Below are 3,711 nucleotides of genomic sequence, written 5' to 3'. Positions count from 1 at the left end.
GGGCACCTATCATGCGCCGGCGGCCGAGCGCGTCGCGCTGGTCGGCGCGACGGTGCTGACCGCGACCGGCGAGGAGATCGCGAACGGGACCGTGCTGATCGAGGACGGGAAGATCGCCGCTGTCGGCGCCGCGCTCGCGGTGCCGGAGGGGTATCGATCCGTGGACGCACGCGGCAAATGGATAACCCCGGGCGTGATCGACGCGCACTCGCACCTCGGCGCGTGGGCGCAGCCCGAATCGGTCGAGGCGCATAACGACGTCAACGAGATGACCGATCCCAACACTGCGCAGGTCTGGATCGAACATTCGGTGTGGCCGCAGGATCCCGGTTTCGATGCGGCGCGCGAGGCGGGGGTCACGACAATGATGATCCTGCCCGGTTCGGGCAATTTGTTCGGCGGGCGCACGGTGACACTCAAGAATGTGCCGTCGGTAACGATGCAGGGGATGAAATTCCCCGGGGCTCCCTATGGCCTCAAGATCGCGTGCGGCGAGAATCCCAAACGCGTCTACGGCGGTCGCGGGCGCTCGCCGGCAACCCGGATGGGCAATGTCGCGGGCTATCGCAAGGCGTGGATAGATGCGCAGGATTATGCGCGCCGCGCGGACAAGTGGGAGAAGGGCGGTCGGACCGGCGAGGCGCCGAAGCGCGACCTGCAACTGGAAACGCTCGCCGGTGTGCTGAAGGGCGAAATCCTCGTCCAGAATCATTGCTACCGCGCCGACGAGATGGCGAACATGATCGATATCGCGCGTGAATTCGGGTTCAGGATCCGGACCTTCCACCATGCGAACGAAGCCTACAAGATCGCGCCTCTGCTCGTGAAAGAAGACATCTGCGTCGCGACCTGGGCCAGCTGGTGGGGATACAAGATGGAGGTGTTCGACGCGATCGAGGAGAATGCGGCGCTCGTCCACGCGGCGGGCGGCTGCGCGATCATCCATTCGGACGATCCGATCGTGATCCAGCGGCTGAATCAGGAAGCCGCGGCGGCGCTTTCGGCAGCGTGGCGCGCGGGCATCCGGATCAGCAAGGCTGATGCGGTCCGCTGGTTCACCGCCAATCCGGCAAAGGCACTCGGCATCGCCGACCGCGTCGGAACGCTCGAGCCGGGCAAGAATGCCGACGTCGTGCTCTGGAGCCACGATCCGTTCAGCATCTATGCGCGTGCCGAAAAGGTCTGGATCGACGGCGGCATCGTCTTCGACCGGGCTGACCCCGCCTACCGCCGTCACTCGGACTTCCTGCTCGGCCAACCCGGAGAGACGAAATGACCCGCCGGCTTGCCGCTTTTGCGGCGCTTCTTCTGGCGACCCCGGCTTCGGGCGAGACGATCGCGATCGTCGATGCGCGCCTGATAACGATGACCGGCGCGGGCGAAATTGCGCGTGGGACGATTGTCATCCGGAATGGCCGCATCGCGGCGCTCGGCGCTGGCGTCGCGGTTCCCGCCGATGCGCGCGTCATCGACGGGCGCGGCGGGGTGGTAACGCCGGGCTTTATCCAGGCCGACAGCACATTGGGCGCGGTCGAGGTGAGCCAGGTTCCGACGAGCACCGACCGCGCAACACACAGCGCGTCGATCAGCGCAGGCTTCGATATCTCGCTGGGGCTCAATCCCGATTCGATCCTGCTTCCCGTGTCGCGGCTCGCAGGCATTACCCATGCGGTAACTACCCCGCTCTACGATGATCGGGGTGGGCGCCGGCTGCAGTTTGCGGGGCAGGCGGCGGTGATCGACCTTGCCCAGCGGCCGCAGATGGTGACGCGCCCACGCGCCGCGATGGTTCTCGAAATGGGCGAAGGCGGTGCCGAGCGCGCGGGCGGTGCCCGCGGCTCGGCGATCGTCGAATTGCGCACGACGCTGGCCGATGTGCGCCATTTCGCGGCGCATCGTGCGGCTTACGACCGGGGCGAAGGCCGTCCGCAGACGCTGTCACGCGTCGATCTGGAGGCGCTCGTCCCTGTAGCCGAAGGGCGCATGCCGCTGATCGTCAAAGCCGACCGCGCATCGGACATCCGCGAAATGATTGCGGTCGCGCGCGAGGAGAAGCTGCGCATCATCGTCGACGGTGCGGGAGAGGGGTGGCGCGTTGCGGACGAGATCGCCGCAGCGAAAGTCCCCGTCATCCTCGACCCGCTCGCCGACCTGCCGCGCAGCTTCTCCGAGCTCGGCGCGACGATGGAAAATGCCGCGCGTCTCCACGCTGCAGGTGTCACCGTCATCATCAAGACGGGCAGCGGCGTCGCGCATCGCGCGCGCGAACTGCGTTACGGCGCGGGAAATGCCGTCGCATGGGGTCTGCCCCACGATGCCGCGGTCGCGGCGATCACGATCAACCCGGCGCGCGTCTTCGGTGTCGACGACCGCATCGGATCGCTCCGGACGGGCCGCGCGGCCGATCTGGTTCTGTGGAACGGCGACCCGCTCGAACCCTTGTCACAGCCGCAGGCGGTATTCGTCGAGGGGGTGGAGAAGCCACTGACCGCCCGCCCGCTCGATCTGCGTGATCGCTACATGCCCCGGCCCTGAACGCTCAGGGTAGCGGTCTTCCTTCGATATCGACGAGTTCGATTGCCGGGAAGCGTTCGCGAAGCGCGCTGGCCCATTGCGTTGAATCGCCGGCGATGACGATCGTTGCCTGATCGGCGCGCAGGTGCGCCGCCACGGCAGCGGCGATGCGGTCGGGCGAGGGCGGAGCCGCGGACGACAGCTCGGCGCCCAGCGCTTCGAGTGGGGCGCCGCTCGCGACGAGCGTTGCCAGATAGTCAGCGAGCCCGGCGGCGCGTTCGGTCTGCCCCGACAGGCCGTTGGCAAGATAGATGCTGCGTTCGCCGGCGCGAGCGGCGTCGACCGGTTCGCGACCGAAGCGGCCGATCTGATCGAGGATCAGCCCGACCACCTCGTTTGCCGAGGCGGTCTTGGTCTGTGTGACGGCCATCAGATACGCGGCGTCGCGGCGGCTGTCGAGCAGGCTGCCGGCTCCATAGGTGAGACCGCGCTTGACCCGGATCTCCTGCGTCAGCCAGCCTTGGAAGCCGCCGCCGAGCGCGGCATTGGCGACGCGGAGCGAGGGCCAGTCCGCATCGCGTCGTCCGGCGGCGGGCAGCGCGGCGATCACAGCGGCCTGTGCCACACCCGGCATGTCGATCGCGACGACGCGCGGGGTGATGGATACCTTGCCCCGCGGCGTCGCGGAGGGCGCCTTGCCGCCGCTCCAGGTGCCAAAGCTGCGCTCGGCAAGCGCGAACCCGGCCTCGGGAGTCAGCGCGCCGGTGACGATCAGCGTCGCCGCCTTAGGACCCCAATCTTCGCGCTGGATAGCTGCGATACCGCCCTGCGTCACCGCGCCGAGGCTTGCGACAGTCGGGACCGCGCCGTAGGGGGCGTTGCCGAAGATCGCAGCAGGCAGTGCGCGCATTGCGGTCTGCATCGGTTGTTTGGCGGCGACCGCGATGGCGGAAACTTGCTGACCGCGAAGGCCTTCGAACGCGTCCGCGGGGAAATCGGGGCGCATCGCGACGTCCGCGAGAATGCGCGCTGCAGCTTCGATATTGGCGGCGGGGGCGTTGACTGAAAAAACCGTCGCATCGGCGTCCGAACTTGCGCCGATCGTGCCGCCGAGTGCCGCGATGTCGCTCGCGATCCGGTCGGCGCTGCGTCCGCCCGCGCCCTTCAGCGCCAGCGCCGCGGCGATATCGCCGCGTC

3 protein-coding genes are annotated in these 3,711 nt (G+C 68.0%); 2 read left to right on the top strand and 1 reads right to left on the bottom strand.

Features of this window, described 5'->3' with window-relative positions; genetic code table 11:
* The coding region (locus tag VN047_RS01185; RefSeq protein ID WP_325539190.1) for an amidohydrolase at nucleotides 1-1,276 on the top strand (1,276 nt) is incomplete at its 5' end.
* Nucleotides 1,273-2,535 (top strand): amidohydrolase family protein, encoded by a 1,263-nt coding sequence (locus VN047_RS01180; protein WP_325539188.1) that lies wholly within the window; start codon nucleotides 1,273-1,275, stop codon nucleotides 2,533-2,535. The genes VN047_RS01185 and VN047_RS01180, both read left to right, overlap by 4 nt.
* Nucleotides 2,536-2,539: 4 nt before the next feature.
* Here the strand turns inward: VN047_RS01180 and VN047_RS01175 are convergent.
* On the bottom strand, nucleotides 2,540-3,711 hold a 1,172-nt coding region (locus VN047_RS01175; protein WP_325539186.1), incomplete at its 5' end, for a pitrilysin family protein.

The sequence above is a fragment of the Sphingopyxis sp. genome, assembly GCF_035565275.1.
In the GTDB taxonomy this organism is placed as follows: Bacteria; Pseudomonadota; Alphaproteobacteria; order Sphingomonadales; family Sphingomonadaceae; genus Sphingopyxis.
This window is presented reverse-complemented; position numbering and strand designations above follow the sequence as displayed.

Excerpts from the sequence above, each read along its gene's own strand:
- VN047_RS01180 (WP_325539188.1), top strand. The coding sequence starts at position 1,273 with ATGACCCGCCGGCTTGCCGCTTTTGCGGCGCTTCTTCTGGCGACCCCG.